Annotated in this window: 19 protein-coding genes; 10 read left to right on the top strand and 9 right to left on the bottom strand. The window is 36.3% G+C overall.

Annotation, left to right across the window (positions count from 1 at the left end; genetic code table 11):
* Nucleotides 1-52 precede the first annotated feature (52 nt).
* Complete coding sequence (locus H4J69_RS01080) at nucleotides 53-1576, top strand: CsiV family protein (RefSeq protein WP_182244406.1); 1524 nt, start codon at nucleotides 53-55, stop codon at nucleotides 1574-1576.
* A 14-nt stretch (nucleotides 1577-1590) separates the two neighbouring features.
* On the top strand, nucleotides 1591-1878 hold the full coding sequence (locus H4J69_RS01075; protein WP_182244405.1) for a DUF1244 domain-containing protein: 288 nt from the start codon (nucleotides 1591-1593) through the stop codon (nucleotides 1876-1878).
* Between the two features lie 14 nt (nucleotides 1879-1892).
* Here H4J69_RS01075 and H4J69_RS01070 read toward each other — a convergent pair whose 3' ends face one another.
* Nucleotides 1893-2228 carry a hypothetical protein gene (locus H4J69_RS01070; RefSeq protein ID WP_182244404.1) on the bottom strand — a complete coding sequence of 112 codons (336 nt, stop codon included), beginning with the start codon at nucleotides 2226-2228 and terminating at the stop codon, nucleotides 1893-1895.
* Nucleotides 2229-2408: 180 nt separating this feature from the next.
* Between H4J69_RS01070 and H4J69_RS01065 the strand changes: the two genes are divergently transcribed.
* Both H4J69_RS01065 and H4J69_RS01060 read left to right on the top strand, forming a co-directional pair.
* On the top strand, nucleotides 2409-3158 hold the full coding sequence (locus H4J69_RS01065; RefSeq protein ID WP_182244403.1) for a DUF2189 domain-containing protein: 750 nt from the start codon (nucleotides 2409-2411) through the stop codon (nucleotides 3156-3158).
* Nucleotides 3159-3682: 524 nt separating this feature from the next.
* Nucleotides 3683-7384: a response regulator gene (locus H4J69_RS01060; RefSeq protein WP_182244402.1), complete on the top strand. Its 3702-nt coding sequence runs from the start codon at nucleotides 3683-3685 to the stop codon at nucleotides 7382-7384.
* A 369-nt stretch (nucleotides 7385-7753) separates the two neighbouring features.
* Here H4J69_RS01060 and H4J69_RS01055 read toward each other — a convergent pair whose 3' ends face one another.
* The 3 genes from H4J69_RS01055 to H4J69_RS01045 form a co-directional block, all read right to left on the bottom strand.
* A complete protein-coding gene (locus H4J69_RS01055) occupies nucleotides 7754-8449 on the bottom strand; it encodes a pseudouridine synthase (RefSeq protein ID WP_182215698.1) in 696 nt (231 codons plus the stop codon).
* Nucleotides 8450-8692: 243 nt separating this feature from the next.
* Nucleotides 8693-9574 carry a U32 family peptidase gene (locus H4J69_RS01050; RefSeq protein ID WP_182221558.1) on the bottom strand — a complete coding sequence of 294 codons (882 nt, stop codon included), beginning with the start codon at nucleotides 9572-9574 and terminating at the stop codon, nucleotides 8693-8695.
* Nucleotides 9575-9708: 134 nt separating this feature from the next.
* Nucleotides 9709-10704 (bottom strand): peptidase U32 family protein, encoded by a 996-nt coding sequence (locus tag H4J69_RS01045; protein WP_182244401.1) that lies wholly within the window; start codon nucleotides 10702-10704, stop codon nucleotides 9709-9711.
* Nucleotides 10705-10993: 289 nt separating this feature from the next.
* Here H4J69_RS01045 and H4J69_RS01040 point away from each other — a divergent pair, with 289 nt between their 5' ends.
* The 5 genes from H4J69_RS01040 to H4J69_RS01020 all read left to right on the top strand — a co-directional run bounded on the left by H4J69_RS01040 (nucleotide 10994) and on the right by H4J69_RS01020 (nucleotide 13690).
* Nucleotides 10994-11464: an SCP2 domain-containing protein gene (locus H4J69_RS01040; protein ID WP_182221559.1), complete on the top strand. Its 471-nt coding sequence runs from the start codon at nucleotides 10994-10996 to the stop codon at nucleotides 11462-11464.
* A gap of 174 nt (nucleotides 11465-11638) precedes the next feature.
* Nucleotides 11639-12274, top strand: a complete 636-nt coding sequence (locus H4J69_RS01035) for a LysE family translocator (RefSeq protein ID WP_182244400.1) — start codon at nucleotides 11639-11641, stop codon at nucleotides 12272-12274.
* A gap of 24 nt (nucleotides 12275-12298) precedes the next feature.
* The gene (locus H4J69_RS01030; protein ID WP_182244399.1) at nucleotides 12299-12607 is read left to right on the top strand and encodes a DUF962 domain-containing protein; all 309 of its coding nucleotides are present in this window, start codon (nucleotides 12299-12301) and stop codon (nucleotides 12605-12607) included.
* A 407-nt stretch (nucleotides 12608-13014) separates the two neighbouring features.
* Nucleotides 13015-13473 (top strand): hypothetical protein, encoded by a 459-nt coding sequence (locus H4J69_RS01025; protein ID WP_182221562.1) that lies wholly within the window; start codon nucleotides 13015-13017, stop codon nucleotides 13471-13473.
* Between the two features lies 1 nt (nucleotide 13474).
* Complete coding sequence (locus H4J69_RS01020) at nucleotides 13475-13690, top strand: helix-turn-helix transcriptional regulator (RefSeq protein WP_182221563.1); 216 nt, start codon at nucleotides 13475-13477, stop codon at nucleotides 13688-13690.
* Nucleotides 13691-13715: 25 nt separating this feature from the next.
* Here the strand turns inward: H4J69_RS01020 and H4J69_RS01015 are convergent, their stop codons facing one another.
* Together H4J69_RS01015 and H4J69_RS01010 are read right to left on the bottom strand one after the other, a co-directional pair.
* On the bottom strand, nucleotides 13716-16583 hold the full coding sequence (locus H4J69_RS01015) for a response regulator (RefSeq protein WP_182244398.1): 2868 nt from the start codon (nucleotides 16581-16583) through the stop codon (nucleotides 13716-13718).
* Between the two features lie 99 nt (nucleotides 16584-16682).
* Complete coding sequence (locus H4J69_RS01010; protein ID WP_182215682.1) at nucleotides 16683-17516, bottom strand: ion transporter; 834 nt, start codon at nucleotides 17514-17516, stop codon at nucleotides 16683-16685.
* 338 nt (nucleotides 17517-17854) lie between these two features.
* Here H4J69_RS01010 and H4J69_RS01005 point away from each other — a divergent pair, with 338 nt between their 5' ends.
* Nucleotides 17855-19192 carry a sodium-dependent transporter gene (locus H4J69_RS01005; protein WP_182215680.1) on the top strand — a complete coding sequence of 446 codons (1338 nt, stop codon included), beginning with the start codon at nucleotides 17855-17857 and terminating at the stop codon, nucleotides 19190-19192.
* A 248-nt stretch (nucleotides 19193-19440) separates the two neighbouring features.
* Here the strand turns inward: H4J69_RS01005 and H4J69_RS01000 are convergent, their stop codons facing one another.
* From H4J69_RS01000 to H4J69_RS00990, 3 genes are all read right to left on the bottom strand, one after another.
* Complete coding sequence (locus H4J69_RS01000) at nucleotides 19441-20640, bottom strand: diguanylate cyclase (RefSeq protein ID WP_182215679.1); 1200 nt, start codon at nucleotides 20638-20640, stop codon at nucleotides 19441-19443.
* 50 nt (nucleotides 20641-20690) lie between these two features.
* Complete coding sequence (locus tag H4J69_RS00995) at nucleotides 20691-22043, bottom strand: DNA recombination protein RmuC (protein ID WP_259366327.1); 1353 nt, start codon at nucleotides 22041-22043, stop codon at nucleotides 20691-20693.
* Nucleotides 22044-22268: 225 nt separating this feature from the next.
* Nucleotides 22269-22487, bottom strand: a complete 219-nt coding sequence (locus tag H4J69_RS00990) for a TIGR02922 family protein (protein WP_070374026.1) — start codon at nucleotides 22485-22487, stop codon at nucleotides 22269-22271.
* Between the last annotated feature and the right edge of the window lie 2 nt (nucleotides 22488-22489).

The following is a 22489-nucleotide window of genomic DNA, read 5'->3' as shown; positions in this document are numbered from 1 at the left end:
TCAATGCCTTAGTTTACAATAACAAGGCAGGTTATAACTCTTTGGATGATTAATGAATTTAAAACATTTAGCGCTGCTCTGTGCAGCCTTAATATTTTCACAACAAACCAGTGCCGCTGATAAAGATAATGACGACCGCTGGTTTGAAGTGGAAGTGATCCTGTTTAGTCAACTGGGCGATAAAGCGCAATTAAAAGAGAAGTTTCCAAATAATACGCTTTTACCCCAATACCGAAATATTATTGACTTGTTAGGCCCCTACCTTAACCCTGATATCACCAGCTTAAAACAGCAATTACCCCGTTGTGATAATCCTACTTATGCTCAATCACTCCTTGAGCAAGCTATAACGGCCATAAAAGAACAGCCTTACTATGTTGCTAAAAGCTTAGCTGAATTACAAACGCTTTCAGCCCAAACGATAGACGAGTCGTTAACCGATCCATCAATATCAAAATTTAGCGATGGCACACATAGACAAGTGGCTTTAGACAATATCGATGATAGCCCAGCGCCGATAAATAATTCATTAAAAGCGTATGACAACAGCAGCTTAGCTATGCCATTACCAAAACAAGTGATGAGTGAAAAAGAATTAACGCAACGCTTAATGTTACTTGAGCAAGCAGCGGCTGAATTTTCAACTTTGCCCTTAACTTATGCCAACGAAACTGCCTCATTTACCGACGGTGTTTGTACTATTTCTGTAGAGGAATTTCAGCACTTTAATCAATCAACCGATGCTTATGCTTATCAAAGTTATAACGCTTTTAATATTGAGCAAGTACCGCCTACTATTAATAATATTGAAAATATCTATAGTGATGAAGACTACTTACTTAATAAAGAATCATTACAACTTGACGATATTGTTAAAGAAATAGCCCGCAGTCGAAATTTCAAACCATTACTGCATTTTGGCTGGCGTCAAAAGACAAAAACTAAACAATTAGCTGTGCCACTGAAAGTTATTGCCGGTGAAAATTTTGCTGAACAATACCAAAAAGAATTGCAACAATTTCAACAGCAACGCAAACAAGCACAAAGGCAAGAAGAGGCCCTGCATAGCGTATTATACAAAGATACTTCGGCCCAAATAGAAGGGTCAGATGAAACAGTAAAAGAAAAAATAATGGCAGAACGTTTACAAGAGCTGCTGATAAAGCTACCCAATTTACCTACTGAGACAAAAAGTTTACTCGCTGAAATAGAGCAAGATATAAACGACACAGCGGTAATATTGAATACTAACACAATGCAGGCAGCCCCAATAAAGCCTCCTCAAAATTGGACAGTAGAGGGTTTTATCAAGGTAGAAGTTGACTTTTATTTACATATTACCGCTGATCTTAATGTAATGAATATGTCGTTAGCCGAACAAGCAACGCAAAAGTTATTACCTGGTGATAAACAAAAGCCATCGGCAATTTTAAAAACGATAAACTTTAAACAAGACAGACGAGTCAGAAGCACAGAAATACACTATTTTGATCATCCTTATATAGGTATGATTATTCGTATTCTGCCTTATGACAAACCCACTAAGGAAGTTGAACAGTCAACTCCACTTAACTAAATAAAGAGATTAATATGGACAAAGAAATAGAAATACAAGCTGCTGTTTTTCGTCGATTACTGGCTCACTTAGACAGTAGAAAAGATGTACAAAATATTGAGTTAATGAATTTAGCGAGTTTTTGTCGTAATTGTTTTTCTAAATGGACCGTTGCTGAGGCTGAGAAGTTAGGTGTTGAAGTAGATATCGAGACCGCTCGTCAGCAAATTTATGGTATGCCCTATAGCGAATGGAAAGAAAAACATCAATTGCCAGCAACAGCAGAGCAAATGGAAAAATTTAATCAGTTACAAAAGAAGTAAACAATTTAGCGCAATTAAATTTTCACTGATATTGCATATTGAGTCGTTCGGCGATCATTTCTGTCGCGTGACTCTAACCAACGTCCGCGTTTATTTTTTAAATGACGTCGATCAGCAGATGAGCGGCGTTCAGGTCCTGTCCAAAGCACTTTTTTTATTCCCACTCCATTTTTAACATCATCTGCTATATCGGGCAGACTTGCTGCTGAGTTCATTTGACGATTATATTTATTAGCTTGGCGCTTATCTTTTTTTGATTGAGCGATTTTTACTTGATTGGCCGCAGGCAATAAATCTGTCAGTACATCCACTTTACTTGTCCGTTCATCAGTAATTGTCTTGTTGTACATTTAATCGGCAACTAAGAATAAAAGTTTAATTTTTTATATAAATAGTACTGCTAGGCTAACTGACGATTATTTTCAGCCATGGTTTTGATACAAATCAAATAGATGTTCTTCAGCAAGCCATTTAAAAATATGCTCAGGTAAAATGCTGTTATCGTTATAAATAAGTAAAGACTCAGTATTATGGATAAAGCCACGCCATCAATAAAAAAATGGTTAGCATTTGGTTGGTCAAGTTTCATCAAAACTAAAACCATCAGTATAGTATTTAGCAGCTTTTTTGGCATTATCGCCGGTCTACTCTATTGGTTATTATTACGCATTGGTGCCGATTTAGTTATCTTTCCTTTTATCGCCGGTTTTTTCATTGTTGCTCCTATTCTTATTATTGGTTTTCAGCAAGTTGCAGGTCTATTAGAAAAAAATAAAATACCTACATTTAAAGACTTAATTGCGATTAAGGGACAAAAAAATAAAGGCATTTGGTTTTTAATCTTTATTCTATCCTTGTGTTATTTTATTTGGATAACCGATGCTTTAGTGATTTACGGACTGTATTTTGGCATAGAGCCCTTACCTTTAGACCACACTTTCATTACTGATCCAGCGTTAAGAGAATCATTACTTTGGTTTTTACTTTACAGCGGTTTAATCGGCTGGGTAACTGCAGTGATTGGCTTTTTACTCGGTGTGTTTTCTATACCCTTGATTATTCACCAACAGTTAAATTTTGTTGATGCGGTAAGTATCAGTGTTAAAACCGTATTTAAACATAAAAAATTAATGTTTAAATGGGCGCTAACCTTAGTCATGATAACGTCTTTAACTTTAGTGGTAGCACTACCGCTATTAATTATTGTCTTTCCTGTGTTGGGTTATGCAAGTTATGCGGTTTATGCTGACTTGTTAATCAACAAGGATAATAGCCCCTAATATTGTCAACACTCGAAAACAATACCTTGATAATTCAAGTAAAGCTATTTACCTCAGCATTCGCTAAATAGCGCCACTTGCCCACTTCAATACTCAATTAATTTACCTGTTAATTGACGAACTAAACCAAACCCTTTATTAGCAACACCGGCAAATATTTGTTTAAGCTAATGGTGTTTACCTTCGGTGATAGTCGTTAATACTTATTTTTCATTTCCCCTTTATAGCTCGACATCTAAGTTAGTTGCTCCTATTTTTTGAAGAGGCTTCAGGGTAAAGTGGTTAATTGGCTAAGCTGACTTGTCTGACCATATGGCCTTACGTAAATTGTTTGTCTTATAGTGAATAAGTAAAATAACGATGCTGCAGTTAATTGTTGATGCTAGGCTATATGACACCCCATCAGAATTGTTTAATATAAAATAAAAATTCATAAAAATTAAATATTTTAAGTGTTTATTATGAAAGACTTAAAATTGTGTCTATACTTCTCAGGACATTAACTAACGGCGCGGTAATATCACTTGAGTCTCCTATCAAAGAATAAGAATCAAACTCATATTTTAATTATTCTCATTCTTATCTTCGTTGCCATTGGCTTTACCCAATTTTTAATTATGCAGTTCTTGCCTTGGATACAAACCTTATTTCCATTTTTACCTGAAGCGTTATTGAACGCTATATTACTGAGCCTATCGATTACACCGATTATTTATTTATTAATTAGAAAGCATATTATCGATGTATCATCTGACGAATCAAACATTCGTAAAAAGCTTATAATTTCTGCCGGCTTACCTCTTATTATTGCTATTACATTAATGCTAAATATTGTTCACAATAAACAACAAGATATTTCAATTTTACACAATACTGAAAGCATAATAGCGTTGGATAGTAATATTGCTAAGCTCATTGATGCCCTCAACAAAGAATTAGAACTCAGTGCGCTTTTTTTAATTAGTCTTGATGAAAAATCAGCAAAAATTTCGTCAAATACTCGATCACTAGATGACTTGAAAGTACTCCGTATCGCTGTTGATACATTGCTGTTGTCAATAAAGAAAAGCATGACATCTGAAGACATTGTTGTTGGCGAATTTAATCAACAATATGTTGCTGAGCTAAAGTCAGCGTTAATAACTCTTAGAGAAGGGATTGATGCTAACAATATATCTTGGCAGCAAATCATTGATTTTCATATTGATTGGAAAAATGATTTTTTATCAAAATTACAATCATTTTCAGATCAAATAAGAAATAAAAATATTGCAAAGATGCACAGTAATTTCCTTATTTTATTGAAGTTGAAATCTTTAAACCTGCTCAATAGTACTATTTTAACAGTGACCCTTGAAAATGAAGAAACAAATGATAATACCATTGACATACGTCCACTTAAGCTCAGTATCCGCCAACAAAATAGTCAAGAAAGACTGTATAATAATATATTTGTCTCTTCACTATTTAAAGACAACGAAAGCCATGTAATTCAATTACTTGATAATAAAACAATAAGTGAAGCTAATCGACTTCAAAATGTTTTGCTCGAACGGAATACTGAGGAGCTTGTCGCTCAACTAAAAACTTCTATAGGCTATAATGGACTGATACATCAATTTAAAAATTATCTACTGCGTGATGATGAAAAATATCGAATCGCTTTTTTAACGCTTCATAGTGATGTAGAACAACTTATCAGTAAGTTACGAACGCTTAAACAATATAATCGTAAAGCCTTGTATCAGCTTGACAGTTTTTCAGCTGTATTGAATCAATATAAACAAACGTTGTCAGATATTTCTCAATATAGACAGCAAGGAAAATCGGCATCAGAGATTGACCAATTGGTTATTATTAATGATGACCCCGCCAATGAAGCATTAGAGTATTTGCAAAACCATTTATGGGAGAATGATCCTTTATACACCTTAGGGGTGCTTAAAAATAAAAACCTAATATTACAAAGTATTGAAAATCATCTCTCTGCACAAATACAAAAAACGCTCACCCATTTGTTGGTAGAAAAGCGAAATGATTCTTACATATCCGCAGTAACTGCACTTTTACTCAGCCTTTTCGTTATTGCACTTTTATTGGTTATTAGCCGAAATATTAATGACTCATATCAAGAAAGAATTGCTGCACTTAATAAAGCGGAAGAAGGCGCGAAATTAAAGTCAGAGTTTTTAGCAAATATGAGCCATGAAATACGCACCCCCATGAACGGTGTATTAGGCATGCTAGGTTTATTACTTAATAGTAAACTTGATGATGAACAAAAACACCGAGTTAATATCGCAAAATCTAGTGCTGACTCCTTATTAACTTTAATTAATGACATTCTAGATTTTTCAAAAGTTGATGCGGGTAAACTCGAACTTGAATACTTAGATTTTAATTTAAGAAACTTATTAGGTGACTTTGCTGAAGCTATGGCCTTACCTGCTCAAGATAAAGGTTTAGAAATAATCCTAGATCTTACGGGTATAAAAGAATCGATGATCAAATCAGATCCGGGCAGAATTAGACAAATACTGACGAATCTTGTCGGCAATGCAATAAAGTTCACAAATCATGGAGAGATAGTTATTACTGTAAAACTCATCACTAAAAAGAGTAATTATGGTGATGAATTAATATTACATTGTCGGATATCTGATACAGGAATCGGCATTCCGGCAGATAAAAAAGAAGTGCTTTTTTCAGCATTTAGTCAAGTAGACTCATCGACGACACGTAAATATGGGGGCACAGGGCTTGGGTTAACAATAACGAAAAAACTCTGTAATTTAATGCACGGCGATATTAATGTAGTTGATAAAATGGGTGAAGGTAGTTGTTTTGAATTTAGCTTATTAGTTGAGAAAAGTAAAAATTCGACCCTAGTTATACCCGAAATAGATATTTCGGCATTGCACATTTTAATTGTTGATGACAATAAAACCAATCGCGATGTCCTTCGCTCGCAGTTACAGCTGTGGGGGGCAAATATTGAAGAAGCTGATAGCGGTGATGCAGCATTGGCTCTATGTAAAAAGCGATATGAAGATACCGGCACACCCTTTTTTGATATTGCCATACTTGATATGCAAATGCCTAATATGTCAGGAGAAACCTTAGCGAAAAAATTAAAAAACCAACAAGAATTTAAAGCAATGAAACTCGTGATGATGACCTCTATGGGTGAAAGAGGTGACGCAAAACATTTTGCAGATATTGGTTTTAGTGCTTATTTCCCTAAGCCAACAACAACATCAAATCTATTTAAAGCCTTATCTGTAGTTGCTCATGGCGGAGAAATACTAAAGCAAGCGTCACCATTAGTTACTCATGATTATGTTAATGCAATGAAAATAGTAACAACAGAGGATAAAAAACCATTATTCGTTTCATCTGCCAAAAATATAAGAATATTAATTGTTGAAGACAATCGCATAAACCAAATGGTCGCTTTGGGTGTTTTAGAAGAATTAGGATTAACAGCTGACGCAGTAGCAAACGGCTTAGAAGCACTGATAAGCTTAAAAGAGTCATTAAAAAGCCACCCTTACTCTTTGGTCATAATGGATTGCCAAATGCCAGAAATGGATGGCTATGAAGCAACACGACTTATTCGCAAAGGAGATGCAGGCCAAAAGAATAAAGTTATTCCTATCATTGCGATGACAGCAAATGCAATGCAAGGAGATAAAGAGAAATGTTTAATAGCAGGCATGGATGACTACTTAACAAAACCTATAGAAATAAATAAAGTTAAAGCTAAATTAAAGTTATGGCTTGGAGTAACGGCTGATAAAGAAGAGCGTTTCGATACTAATACCTTAAATTCAGACCACCTCACCTTAAGTAGTCAATCAATTGAAAAATCTAAAAGTGAGCATGATAGCCCTTGGCAAAAAGCTTCTTTATTAAAACGGCTGGGTGGAAACCCTAAAAAAATGACATTATTGGTAAAATGTTACCTAGAGGATAGCGAAGAAAAAACACTCGAACTGCAAGAGTCAATAAAGGCAGAAAATTGGCAAAAGATAAATTATAACCTGCATTCAATTAAAGGTGCAGCAGGTAACTTAGGTGGATCTCAAGTACAAAACTTAGTCACTAAGATAGAAATACTATCAAAAGAAAAGAATATAACGGCATTGAATGAGAGCATAAGTGAATTATATACTGCACTGGAAACGTTTAATTCATTACTTGCTGACCACTTAAAAGCGCATTAAATTTTCATCACTTAACTTGGTGAGAAGCACCATGAAAACTTTATCAGCTTGACTATTAATCAGAACAATTGATTACTGAGTTTCTGTATCACTAGTGGTAGTGGCTAAATCAGCTTTTTATGTCCCAATAAACATTAAGCCAAGATAAGCCACTGTTTTACATAAAGATATAAAAATCAGTTGCAGCCCTGATAGATAATTAATATGGACAACGCTCAAAAAACGCCTAGATATCTTATTGCATTCTTATACTGTAAAATTTCCGGTGATGGCTATTTGGCTGACTTTTTCTTCATTTGAGATAGCTTTGTTACTCGAGGCAAAGACAAAGATAACAGTCAGTGAGGGTCACAACACCAAAGTAGCCAACTAAAAGCTATTTACCTCGGCATCCGTTAAGTAGCGCCACATGCCTAATTCAACATCTAAGTTAATTTCGCCGATTTGCTGGCGATGTAAACCAATCACTTTATTGCCAACAGCAGCAAACATTCGCTTAACTTGATGGTACTTACCTTCGGTGATGGTCAGTAATACTTCTTTTTCATTGAGTATTTCTAATTTAGCCGGCAGAGTCAGTTGATCTTCTCCTTGTAACTGTAAGCCAGCTGTAAAGCGCTCAATTAGCTCCGCTGACTTTTCAGATAATATTGCATTACGTAAATTAACGCGGTAAACCTTGGCGCAGTTTTTTTTGGGTGAAATAATATTATGCGACCAACGGCCATCATCGGTAACTAATACTAAACCTGTGGTATCTGCATCTAAACGTCCAGCAATGTGAAGATCAAACACTTTATCCACTTCAATATAATTGAGTAAAGACGGATAAACTTCATCGATATTACTGCAAATAGTATCTAAGGGTTTATGCATCATGATATAACGAGAGGTGCGCGCCGTGAGCGCTTCACCGTTAACAGTAACGCTGTTATTTTCATGCACTTGTGTTGCTGCGTTCTTAATCACCTCACCATTAACTAGAACATCCCCCATTTTTAGCAGTTTCTTCGCTTCACTTCGGGTCAGTTCAGTGCTCTTACATATAAATTTATCAATACGCATGGTTAATTAGGTCAGTGTTTAGTCATTATAAGTATCGCTATTATCCTTCATAGCCAGTAAGAATCAACAAAGAAAAATAAAAAGCCAGTAAGCGAAATCAATTTAACTGATTTTAAAAAGCACTTGTCAGGTTAATAAATCAATATTGCTTTATTATAAGCTTAAAAAGTGAGCTCAACTCATTAAACACTTACCCTTTTTTATCAGTATTGAAAGTTACGATTTACAGCATAAGATCAGATATCATGCTAACGACATGCCTGCAATTTTATGCCAGTAACCATTACATTCTTCAACACCATTTAGTGGATAATGTTTAGCTTGATTAAGCTGTTCTCTAAAGGTAGATATTTTAGTAAAGGCGTTCACACTGTCTGCACTTATACGGACAATATCGACGCCTATTTCCGCCATATTCGGTACTTCATTTATTAAGTTATATTGATAGCCCGACATTGTTTGTATGCCATTTAGTACAAAAACACGTTCACCTTCACGACTGTTCATTTTCCTGCCTAATGGGTATTTAATACAACAGAGCTCGCAATTGTCTTTAGCTTTGTCTTCAGAACGAGCGGTAAAACAACGAGCAGAATAAGCCAATGGCATATAACCCCAAGCAAAGACTTCACACTCAAATTGTGAACGAACATTATCTTCCTCTGCCTGTAGTAATAATGTTTTTAGCCAATCACCTGATAACTCAACAGGCATAACCCAACGACTCATCCCTTGCTTAATTAAGACTTTCAATGTTGATAAGTTATAACAATTGATTGCTGGACCCACAACAAATGGCATTTTCAACTGATGCATAATTTGTACAGCGCTAAGGTCATTCGCTTCAATAAGCAGGTCGCCATTATCACAAAGTTTTCGCATGGTTTGGATTTCAGCAGGTGACTCAAGTAGGGTCATGGTTGATAGAACGATTTCTTTATCAAGATCACACGCCAAGTCTTTTGCTAAGCCAATCCAATCTTTAGCACGCAACTGGCGGCGTTTAGAGCAGACTGTTTCACCTAAATAAATAATATCCGCTGCGCTATCTTTAGCTTGTTGATAATAAGCTTCAACTTCAGCTTTGGGCCAAAAAAACTGACTAGGTCCAAGAGAAAATTTCATAGTATTTCCAATTTTTATTATGCTGTTTAAAATAAGGCTATCGTGCAAAGTAAGTTCGTTTAACTGCCGTCATTAATGCCTATGCAAATAATGGCAAGCTACGAGCATGGATAAACAAATATTTAGCGCTTACCTTATTGCCATTTACGATGGTAAGCGCCAAGTGTCGTCTGCGTGCCTTCTGAAAGGTTCGCTAAAGTGTTCATCCACGCACCTTCGACGGCAAAATTGTCTGGGTTTTGTTTAAATCGGTCAATGGCACTACGCCATGTTTTAGTAACCTGTTCAACATATGCAGGGCTTCGCTGTCGTCCTTCAATTTTAACTGAAGCGATCCCCATTTTACTGAGATCAGGAATAAGCGCTAAAGTGTTCAAACTGGTTGGCTCTTCAAGCGCATGATAAATATTATTATCAACCTCAAAACGTCCTTTACACAATGTTGGATATCCTGCTTTTTCATTGGGTTGATAACGGTCTATTAGCACACCATTTAAACGACTATCTAAACCTTTTGTTGTTTCTTGCCAGCGAACATATTTTGCTGGTGAGCAAGCGCCCGCAGTATTTGGTGACTCACCCGTCATATAAGAAGACAAATAGCAGCGCCCTTCCGACATAATACATAAGCTACCAAAAGCAAAGACTTCAAGCTTTACCGGGCTTATTTTTGCTAATTGTCTAACTTGCCCAATCGAGAGTACGCGTGGCAAGACCACGCGTTCAACGGCGAAGTTATTGGCAAAAAAGTTTATTGCTTCAATGTTAGTGGTTGAGGCTTGCACAGAAACATGACGTTCAACATCAGGGTACTTATTCGCAGCATAATCAAGCACGCCCAAATCGGCGATAATCAAAGCATCCGTTCCAATAGCCACGGCGTTATCAACAGCTTTTCGCCATCGATGTTCACCGCCAGCATGAGCAAAAGTATTAATGGCAACGTGTAATTTTTTACCATGACGATGTACATAATCAGCAGCTTTTTCAAGCTTGCCATCATTAAAGTTTAATCCAGCAAAATGACGGGCATTGGTATCATCTTTCATCCCAATATAAACGGCATCAGCGCCATTATCTATGGCAGTTTTAAGTGCAGGCAGGTTACCTGCTGGGCATAAGAGTTCCATAAGGTAGACAATATAATTAATAAGAATAAATGTACGCGAAGTGTAGCGCTAAAAAATTTGTACTTTTTTGACCTGAAATAACTTCTTTGTTTTTAATGCTGTTTGATAATATTTGTCCCTAAACTTGATCTACCCCCAAATAATAAATAAACAATTAGGTAAACTTCTCTTATGACTCCTTTTAAATGTTGCCTCAATTTTGCTTAATATTACTGAATGTTCAAACTTACTTAGCGCTGTAAATATTAAAAGAATCCCGCTAGCCTTTAGGGCTACTGTAGTTACTTTAGTGCCTAAAATATTAAAACCAACGTTAGGTGTCGTACCTTACAGCCTTCAAAAAAAGTTATTGTTGACCGCACTACAATCGGTATTTAAAGAAGCCTTAGCCGACAATGACTTCGCGTTTTTAGAAGATAAATGGCTACATATTTCAGTAACCGACTTGGCATTAAATTGGTTACTCAGCTGTAACAACGGTCAATTAATTATGACCGAAGATAACCAAAGACAAACAGCTGACGTAAGCTTTTCAGCCAGTAGTGATGACTTACTATTAATTGCTGGGCGTAAAGAAGATCCCGATACCTTATTCTTTCAACGACGATTAAAAATTGTCGGTGACACTGAGCTAGGGCTTGAAATAAAAAATTTGATTGATGCGCTTGATCTTGAACATTTGCCCAGTATCGTTCATAACGTGGTTAACTGCCTTGCTATTATTGTCCAACAGACAAAGCAAGAAAGTGATTTAATATAAAGACAAAAACCTCACGTCAATGCCGAATACTCAAATACTGATCCAAGATTAACTTTAAAGATACGGGTAAGTTTTTTCAGAAACTAAATAAACCTTAGTTACACGGCAATTCATTACTTGCTGAACACGTCAAAGAACATTAAAGTTTCACTAATCATATCAATGAGAAACACTATGGAACTTTTACAAGGTTTACTGTTAATTAGTTCAATTCATTTATTAGCTGCCGCTTCACCTGGGCCTGATTTTGTTTTGGTGTCTCAACAAACACTAAGCCATGGCAAAAAAGCCGGTTTTATGTGCAGTATTGGCATTGCACTCGGTTTATCGATACACATAATTTATTCTGCTTTAGGATTAGCTGCTGTTATCGCTAACTCAGCAACAACGCTATGGGTAATTAAGATCTTGGGGGGCTGTTACTTATTATATTTAGGTATTCAGGGACTCCGTGCAAAAGCCTCGACACAAATCAGTAACAAAGCGGATTCAAAACCCTCGGTGAAACGTTCATCTCTCAAAAATATCGGTGTTGGTTTTCTATGTAATGCTTTAAACCCAAAAGCACCGATTTATTTTGTCGCGCTTTTTACCGTGGTACTTTCTCCTGATTTACCGTTATTACACTTAGTTATTTATGGACTTTGGATGATGGCTATTCAACTCGCTTGGTTTTCGTCTGTGGTCGTTTTGCTATCTCAGCCAATAATAAACGAAAAATTTCAACGCTTGGGTCATTGGATAGACCGAATTTTAGGCGGAGCAATGATACTTATTGGCTTAAAAATATTGACCAGTAAAATTAATTAACATCACTGACGAGAGGAATAACTGATGGCGGTAAAAAAATACCAGTCCTTTAGCGAGTTTTATCCATTTTATTTAAGCCAACACCAAAATATTATCTGTCGACGCTTACATTTTATCGGTTCGTCGTTAATAATATTACTGATTATTTATTGTATTAGCTATGCGCTATGGCAAGGCTTATGGTTTATTCCCGTGATAGGTTATGGATTTGCTTGGCTGGGACATGTTTTCTTTGAAAAAAACAAACCTGCCACATTTACCTATCCTTTCTATAGTTTACTCGGCGACTGGGTGATGTTTAAGGATATGTTGACAAGAAAAATTAAATTTTAACTGAATTAAGGCATAACGATAAACACTTGCATTCAAAAAATGCGATAACAAAACCTTAACAATCAGTTAAAACAGCGACTTAGCTATTTTAACTTTAATGTCTACTCCATATTAACCAAGAGTGAAATAGCCAATAACACTAATAACCTGCCTTTTATCGATATTGAACGAGAAGGCAGAAAGTTTTTTGAATGCACTTTATTATATCGCTAACTACCCTATTATAATTATCAAAAAATTAAATTAAGATCCGCTAAGATCACTGCTGCCCTTCTCTGTATATAACAAAATGTAAAATAAACCAATCATGATGTAAAAGATATTTGACACTGGGTGTATTAAATCTTATGCTAACTCATGTCAAATATAGTAGACACAGTGTCAAAATTATCAACCTAGGAAAGCTTATGTCTTACAGAGAAACCAGTATTTTAGTATCACTTTTAATTACCCTCGGTATTTGGAGCAATTATGCATTGGGTGTCGTCAATTTATATCAGCGGCAATTATTCTCGGTAGAGGCTATGTATGGCTTATTGTTTACTGCAGTAATTTATACGATTTTTTTAGAAGTTGTTTTACAAACTATTCTCGCTATTTTTAAGTATAGAGAAGCAAATGATAAAAGTGATGAGCGTGATAAAATAATTTCAAGGCGGGCAAACTCATATGCTTATAAGATATTGTCCTTGGGTGTTTTCTGTGTGACCTTCTATATTCTATTTCCCGCACTATCCAAATTTACTTTTTCAATGCCTGGTTTAGCTAAAGAGTATGAAATTATGCATTTAATTATTGCCTTTTCTTTGCTTGCCGAAATTGTTTGTTCGTCAGTTAAATTAGTTTCTTATCGTCGAGGCTATTAATATGGCTAAAGTTATTACCAATAACATTAGAAAATTGCGCTTTGAACATCAAGAAATGACTCAGCAAAAACTTGCTGATAGCGTTTCAGTCTCTAGGCAAACCATAGTAGCCATTGAAAAAGGAAAATACTCTCCCTCTTTAGAAGTTGCTTTTAAAATTGCAGATATATTTGAACAACCGATAAACCAAGTGTTTATATATCAAGAGCAGCGTTAGCGGATGAAGACTAAGTGGAATAATCCTACCAAAGCACTTGGTCTATTTCATTAAGTAGGTTTTGCGCCGCTTCACTGATCAGCTGAGAAGAGCCAGTTTTAATATGTTTTTCTAATTTTATCGCACTCATTGAAACCAGTGAAAAACCAAACATTTGTGCGGCGCCAGCAATACGATGAGCCAATTCAGCAAGCTTCTCTAATTCATTATTTTTAATATGAAGAATGATATCTTGCTGCTCTAACACTAAATTCGATTTAAATTCTGTCACTAAATCGGACATATCTACGCTTGAAATGGCTTGTTCAGCTGCGCTTTCATCCATTTGTTCACCAAAATATTTAGCTATGGTCGCAATAAATAATTTTCGCTCAATAGGCTTTTTTAAATGTCCATCGAAACCAAGCGCTAAATATTTGTCGACTTCATGAGACATGGCATTGGCAGTTAATGCGACTATGGGGCTAGCGCATCCTTTTTGTCGCAATACTTTAAAAGCCTCAATACCATCCATTTCTGGCATTTGTATATCCATAAGAATGAGTTTAGGTTTGTTTTTTAAACAAAGCTCAACTGCTTCTCGACCATTTTTAGCTGACAATACCTCTAAGCCTAGCGATGTTAATAAACGAGCGATTAATCGGCGATTATCATCATGGTCATCGGCCAGTAATACTTGCCCTTCAAACTTAATATCACTAGCATCTGCAGTGAATGCAGAGGCGATAATTTTAGTGGGAGGAAACTCGGCTAATTGAATCGATTCGAGTTGCTTGCAAGGTAAGACTAAAGTAAAAGTACTGCCCTTATTTAGCGTACTGATAACGGTGATTTTTCCTGACATTAATTTGGCCAATTGCTCTGATAGACATAGACCTAAACCTGATCCACCAAATCGTCGGCTAATGCTGCTGTCGCCTTGAGTAAAGCTGCTAAAGACTTCCTGCAATTGTGTTTCACTCATACCAATACCGGTATCGCTAACCGCAATAGTTAACGCGGCGTTTTTGACCGATATATCAAGAGTAACTGAGCCCTTACTGGTAAATTTAATGGCATTGGAGCATAAGTTAATTAAGATTTGTTTTAAGCGAAAGCCATCAATGGTGAGCATAAACTTGTTTGGCAAGGTGTGTACTATCTGAAATTGTAATCCTTTGACTGTCGCTGATTTAATAAAAATATTAGCAATGTCATGCAAAATAACGTGTAAGTCTTGCTCGACAAGTTCTAACTCTAACTTATTGGCCTCAACGCGACTTAAATCTAAAATATTATTAATAAGCTCTAATAAATGTAAACTATTACCGTGAATTATTTTAACTTCTTTTTGCAGGTAACTTTCATCAACATCACCATTTATTATTGCCTCTGCTTGGCCAATAATTGACGTTAAAGGGGTCCTTATTTCATGGCTCATATTGGCAAGAAATTGACTTTTAATGGCATTAGCTTTGACCAACTCACTGGTTAGAAGCTCTAGCTCTTGAGTACGGTTTTTAACTCGCTCAGATAACTTTAATTTGGCGCGTCTTTCAACATTTCGGTTGAAAATAAATAAGGCCAAAACAATGATAAAACAAGCGGCTACTAAGCTAAAATTACGTTGTTGATCGGCTTGCTCTGTCTCTAATGCCTGAAGTTGCTCATTTTGCTTGAGCTGGCTAACTTCTTGTCTTAATTTGTTAGATTCAAAGTCTGACAATTGACTATTGAGCTGATTGTTCGCTATTTTTCTTGTTCTTTTAATATATTTTTGATGTGTTTCAAAGGCCGCACTTTGCTTGTTTTGTGCCGAATAAATCAACGCCAGCAGCGCCATATTATTCGTCATTTGTTCTTCATGACCAGATTTTTTAGCTATTTCATCAGAGAGCTGTAAGCTTTCATAGGCTTTTTCAACATAGCCCAACGAAAAATCTGCTTGCGCTAGACTATACAAGCCACCCGCATAAGCGGTGTTATGATTTGAAGCTTTAGCCAAGTTTATCGCTTGTGTTGCATACTTAATGGCATTTATTGGCTGGTTCATCATATTATAAAGACCGGCAATATTATGACTAAAAGCCGCTAAATAATAGTCGTTCTTAGATTGTTCAAAATACGCTATTGCCTGTGACAGAAATTTAAGAGATTGCTGATACTCTCCTGAATATTTATAAACAGTGCCCAATTCTCCCTTGGCTTTAGCTAAGGTGAGCTTGTCATCGACAAAAGCAAGCTGTGCAATAACATCGAGATAGAGTTCAATCGCGATATCGTATCTTTTTAAAGTTAAATATAAACCGGCAATGTTATAACGCACATCTATTTTATCTTGCTTAGTACCCAATTTATTGTAGATGCTTTCGGCTAGTTGAAAATTGACTAAGGTTTTACTGGAATTACCCAGATTAATATAAGCCAAGGCAATATTATTATATATCCCAGCCAATGTAAGCGGCTCAAGTGAGTTTATATAATAACTTAATGCGGCTTGAGAAGCGGCTACAGACTCTGGATAATCACCAATTAAATAGTGATATATACCGATCATTTTATTAGCATTAGCGGCTATTTTTTTTAAGTTATTTTCAGTGGCAATTAATTGTATTCGTTGAGCGCTAGCTAATCCTAATCGAAGCTCGGTTAACTGATAGTAACGTTTTTGTTGAATATCTAAGATGTCAATAATTTGCTTGGGAATTAAAGCTGAGCGCGTTAATAATAAAATTGAGTAATCAACCGCTTGCTGATCATCTTCAATTTTTTTAAGAATTTCAATTTCTTGTGATATCTTTTGCTCATCACTGAGCAGGGTATTTTGATCAGCGGCAAGCGCCGCAGACGAAAAAAATGAAGCTTGAACAATAATAACGATAAAAAAGTAGAAAATTCGCTTGAAAGCAATCATTAAGAACAACCAAAACACTTGAATTAAATATGATTTTTATTTTATACCATCTTATTTAATTAAATCCCACAAGTGTTCGGTTATCTATAAAAATTAATCTCAGCGATGGTTGAGTTTTTCTTTGAGTAAAGTCTTAATTTCGGCAAGCTCACGCTCAAGGTTTTCAATTTGTGCTCGGCTAGCCGGCTCTCCACCTTCACCTGATTCGCCATGTTGTTCGGCGCGATAAATTTCATTTTCTTTGCCCATAACTTCTAGAATAGTACCGACCATCATGTTTAAAAAGATAAAAGCCGTTAAGAAAATAAAGGTCAGGTAAAAAATCCAGCTAAGCGGATAAATCGCCATCGTTTCATACATCACATCCGTCCAATCTTCAAAAGTGGCTATACGAAAAAGGGTCAACATCGATATTGAAACATCGCCCCAAAGCTCTTTATTAATATTATTAAAAACCATACTGCCAACTGCAGCATAAATATAAAAAATAACAAACATGAGTAAGGCGATATAGCCCATACGAGGAATAGCTTTGAGCAGCGAATTAATCAGCAGGCGTAATTCAGGTACCATAGAAACTAGACGTAACACCCGAAACACTCTCAACAGCCGTGCTAATAAGACACCTGAGCCACCTGTTGGTATTAAACTACCAATAACAATTAAGGTATCAAAAATATTCCAACCACTTTTGAAGAAATTCTTTTTATCTTGAAAAGCCATAAAACGTATTGATAATTCGATGACAAAAAATACCGTGATAACACTGTCTAAAAAAACCAATATTCTTAATGCTTGCGGGGGCAAGTTATGGGTTTTTGCGCCAATAAGTAATGCTGACATAATAATAACGGCAATAATTGACCATTGAAAAAACGGGCTAGCGTCAATTTTTTTTAGCCGTTCTTGGACACGCACCACATAGGAATTCATAAATAAAGTTCTCTCAAAATAACATTCAACCGTGTTAACGCCGACAAACGGGTTATTACAACGTTCTTATTAAAATAAACGTAGCTTCGGGGGATAATGTCCAAGCTTATCTTGATAACTTTAACAACACCCACACTTTTCATACGTATTTATAATGACATTAATTTAACTTCAACCTATATAGGGGTAATATTTTTGAAAGCAAGTTTATCAGCCATTAGTTGCTAGGTTTACAGTGTTTATATTTTATCAGAAACAAATTTTTAAAAAACCGTTGCTATATGATCTGAACTCGGTAAGCTCATCACCAAATAAAAATAATTTGCATTCAATACTATATGACACACACTAGAGATTCTTTTCATTCCCGTATCGGGTTTGTCTTGGCCGCTGCAGGATCAGCCATTGGTTTAGGCAATATTTGGGGATTTCCAACCCAAGCCGCTAATAATGGCGGTGGTGCTTTTTTATTCGTCTATTTACTCGTGACACTTTTACTCGCCCTCCCCGCTTTGTATGCAGAAATATATATTGGTAACCAGGCGCAAAAAAATCCGGTAGCCGCATTAAAAGAGGCCTGTAAAGACACTTGGCCCAATGTAGGTAAGTATGCCGGCATAATAGGCCTATGTGGCGCTATAATGATGTTAAGCTTTTACACTATCGTCGCTGGTTGGATGTTAGCGCATGCTCTATCAGCATTTACTGAGCTGTTAGGCCTAACTAATATTTCACAGTGGTTAGCCACATCAAGCACCGAACGTAATTTATTATTTACGCCACTTTTTATCTTACTCGGCGCCGCCATTATACATCAGGGCGTTAATGCCGGTATTGAAAAATGGTCAGGGCGTTTAATGCCGTTATTGTTAGTGATGCTAATTGGTTTAATCATTTATATTTTACGCCAACCCGGTGCAGAAAAAGGCTTAGCGTTATATTTAATTCCTGACTTTTCACAGGTGACTAACCCTAAACTCATCATATCAGCAATGGGACAAGCCTTCTTTTCATTGTCTATTGGCGTAGGCGGTATGATGGTGTACGGCTCGTACATGCAAAAAGGTAAAGATATCGGTAAATTAGCCATCTCTATCACCGCACTTGATACTTTTATCGCTTTTATGGCCGGTCTGTTAATCATACCGGCACTTTTTGTTGCTCAAGAAGCCGGAGTTGAAGTTTTCAGTAATAACGAGTTGATTGGTGAAGGACAGTTAATCTTTAAGATATTACCTGAGCTGTTCAATTCAATGGGTAATGTCGGCTTGATTGTCTCAAGCTGTTTCTTCTTGTTGTTATCCATTGCGGCATTAACTTCAACTATTTCTTCAACTGAAGTACCTGTCTCTTATTTAATGGAAGACAAAAGCTTTACTCGTTCAAAAGCGACATGGCTAGTCTCCTTCGTGGTGCTTTGTGCCAGCATGTTGTTAATTGCTTTTTTTGACGAATTATTTGGTTTAGTGATTCGAGCATTAACAACCATATTGCAGCCATTAAGTTGTTTATTCTACTTTATTGTGGTCGGTTGGTTATGGAATAGAGGTAATAAATTACGTGATAAAGCGCTACAAGAAGGCAGGAAGTGGCTACCCATTTGGGGAAATTACCTTCGTTTTGTCTGCCCACTATTGTTAAGTGTGGTTTTTGTTAACGTTGCGATATTAAATTAAGCGTTAATAACTGGCTTACCCAGCATTATTACAGCCTTTTAACATCAGCCCCTGAAGCAAGTTCAGGGGAGCCGGTACTTTGTGCTCGGTGGCGATTAATAATATCACTGGTCACGTTAACGTCAATAAACAATGCAAGGTTTGCTCAATAATGATGCTTTGCATGAGCGTGGTTCACCTTGCTTGTGAACGATGATTTTTACTGGTCCAGTCTTATACTTGCAAACAATCATCATATTTAGCCCGCTTTAAACACTAACGTTGTTTCGCCCTTTACTCTTAGCTTTGTATAACGCTTGATCCGAGCACTTTAACGCTTGTTCAAAGCTTTGTTTACTTTCCCGTACTGCAACGCCAATTGAAATAGTGACATTGACCGTTTTAAACTCACTATTTTTGCTTACTTTTTTAGCGTTTCGTTGTTGTTTTGTTTTTCTTTGTGGTTGACGAATGACAATTTTATAGGTTTCAATAGCTTGACGTACCGCTTCTAACTCAGTTAAGGCTTGCTCAATAGTTTTACCAGTAAATACGATGGTAAACTCTTCTCCGCCATAGCGAAATGCTTTCCCTCCCCCTTTAACGTTGCCAATTTTTTTTGCCACTAGTTTTAATACTTGGTCGCCAATATCATGGCCATAGGTATCATTAAACTTTTTAAAATGATCAATGTCTAGCATAGCAAGGGTGTAGTTTCGTCCAAGTGATAAGGCTAACTGATTGAGCGCCCGACGCGATGGTAAGCCCGTTAAGTCATCTCGATAGGCAAGAAAATAAGCGTCGACAACAATGACTAACACGAAATACAAACTGAGTAATGCCAGCGTTAAACTTAGCGGTAGCTCAATTAATTGATATTGATAACATAGCCAAAACAGTAAAGAAAGCGCAACCGCTGAAGTCACTAAATCCGCTTTAATCACTGCTCGCCAAACAATAACCATAGTGCATAAAGCTAGTGGTAACTCTAAACGAATAACCTTACTAAAGCCTGCAATATGGGGAAAGGTTTGTACAAAAATGATAATTGGCTCACTCATCGTTAACCAAGCATAACTAATGATAGCCACTAAGGCGATAGCGACTAATCGATAAAGACCATGAATTGAGATGACGCCACGGTCTTTTATCAAAGACAATAAAAGTAAAACACTACAGCCAAATAACGTTAACCAATCACCCTGCTGCAGTAACCAAGTTGACCAAGGCGGTGAAAAAGTAATACTGGCGTAATATAAAAGCCACAATAATGATAAGTAGGCTAACCTGCTACGATTAAAATAACTGGCAAAGACGATCACAACAGCCAAGAACACCACTAATAATTGTTCGACAATCACTACTTGCTTTAGCCAAAAAGCTTGGCTTTTCATCATCAAAAAATAAACTAAGGCAACTGTGCCTAAACTAATAAACAGAGTTTTTAGTCCTTTAATTCTTTGCAACAAGATTAACTCCTTAGATTAAGTTATCGCTAAAGGGTAGAGAAGCAATCAGGTTAAACAACAGGTAGAGCTTGCTCATTATCTATTTTACTGTCTGTACCAGTGGGCTTTTCATCACTTTCATTTTTCAACTCAACCTGTTCAATTTTATCAAAGCGTGACGATATTTTATCTGCAGAGGTATGTATTTGTTTTACGTCACTCGCCGCTTGATCTATGTGCTTTGCTAAATTGGCAAAACGAGATTTAAAACGACTAAAGTCCTGAGATAAGTGTGAGAGATGCGCTTGAATAACATGTATTTGCTTACGGGTTGCTTCATCTTTTAGTACCGAGCGTGACGTTGTTAATATAGCCATTAACGTGGTTGGCGATGCCAGCCATACTCGTTTTTTATTGGCGTAATCAACTAAGTCACCTTGATGTGCATGAATTTCAGCAAAGATAGCTTCTGCAGGAATAAACATTATAGCGCCGTCGGCGGTTTCTTTTTCAATTAAGTATTTAGAACTAATATCGTTAATATGTTTTTTTATGTCGAGTTTAAACTGACGCTCTGCCGATTTTCGGTCATGTTCCCCTAATTGGTTATCCAGCATTTTCTTATAGTTTTCTAAAGGGAACTTGGAGTCAATAACGACATTACCGGTTGGCTCAGGTAAAAATAAAATACAATCAGCAATTTTTCCATTTGATAAAGTGTGCTGTAAAGAAAAATTTTGCTCGGGGATCACGTTGCGAATTAAACTGTTAAGCTGAACTTCGCCAAAAGCCCCCCGCGAACGCTTATCACTTAATACTTCTTGTAAGCTGACGACGTTTGAGGAAAGTTCCGTTATCTTCTTTTGCGCGTCATCAATCAAGGCAAGGCGTTGCAAAATATCATTAAAGGTTTTTGTTGTTTTCTCAAACCCTTCCGCTAAACGTTTCTCTACTTGCCCGCTAATTTCTTTCAAGCGGTTATCGGTAGAGACGGTTAATCCATCAATACGTTTAGCCATTTGCTCACTCGATGCTTGCAATGACTTCGTTAACTCTTCGCGGCTAATGTGCGTCACTCGATTTAGGTGTTCAACAAGTTGATCAACCGATTTTAGCTGATTCTGATTAAAAACGACTTGGTGCTCGTGTAATGCGCGGTGTAACTTTTCACTACTTGCATGTAAACTCGATGACTGCTTCTCACCTTGCTCAGCATGTTGATACAACAGCTTAATTTTAAAGTCAGAGATTTGTTGTTCAAAATAAGTCTTTAACTCAACTTGTTGGTTTGCCAATTGTTGATGATTAAAGCTAGTTTGCTGCTGTTGTTGCTGTTGATATTTATTTGAGACTTCACTATCAACGGTTAATTTTTCAAACAATAGCTGTAACTTTTCATGTTGCAAAGACAACTGTAGTGACATTTTTTTTATTTTAAAAAATACTATAAAACTGATTAAAAAACACAATACCAATAGAATAACGCTAAACAGCATAAAAATTTCGGTAGGGATTTTCTCTAAAAAAACAAGGAGTTCATCGATAGGCATAAAGTCACATCAGTAACACTGTAAATATTATCAGTATTAAACCATAGAAATATACTCAGGTTAAGTTTATTCTAAGCTTGTTCATTAACAAGTCCATATTTAATAATCATTGATAAGATGAATGCGATCGCCAACTTTATTAAGAATGGTTATTTCTCCATCACACACAGCAACAATCGATTTATCTTCTTTAAATTTTTCCGGAATAATGACCCGCCCACTGGCATTTTCTGCAAATTGTCCAACAAAGTGCATTAACTCAAGTGAATCTTCAATATAATAAATAATAGTAACAGTGCGCAGGTTAGTGTTAGTCATAG

The organism is Colwellia sp. BRX10-9, from assembly GCF_014077405.1.
Taxonomy (GTDB): Bacteria; Pseudomonadota; Gammaproteobacteria; order Enterobacterales; family Alteromonadaceae; genus Colwellia_A.
Note: the sequence above shows the minus strand (reverse complement) of the source record. Positions and strands in the feature narration are given on the sequence as shown.